At 50.6% G+C, this 309-nt stretch carries 1 rRNA gene; it reads left to right on the top strand.

From position 1 onward, the window contains the following. The first annotated feature begins 184 nt into the window (after positions 1–184). Positions 185–304, top strand: a 5S ribosomal RNA gene (rrf, locus tag FJ887_RS18220). Positions 305–309 lie beyond the last annotated feature (5 nt).

Here is a 309-nt window from a genome sequence, read left to right as displayed (position 1 = left end):
AAGGTGTGGAGTTGACTGGTACTAATACGCCGATCACTCACAYAACCCATGAACGGGTTGGTGTGTGCGGGAGTAACGATTAAGTGTTTTTGGTGTGATCACATTGTGGTGTTCGCGTTCGCTGTGCGGTTCTTGGACCATTACCACACACAAGTAATGAGTGTGTGGGTGGTTGGTTGAGTTTTGCGGTGGTGATAGTGGTGGGGAAACGCCCGGTTAACCGTTCCGATCCCGGTAGCTAAGCCCATGTCATGCTGATGGTACTGCAACTTGGTGGTTGTGGGAGAGTAAGTGACTGCCGCAATATTC

The organism is Brevibacterium sp. XM4083, from assembly GCF_006489205.2.
GTDB lineage: Bacteria > Actinomycetota > Actinomycetes > Actinomycetales > Brevibacteriaceae > Brevibacterium.
The sequence above is the reverse complement of the archived record's forward strand: the minus strand, read 5'-3'. Positions and strand labels throughout refer to the sequence as shown.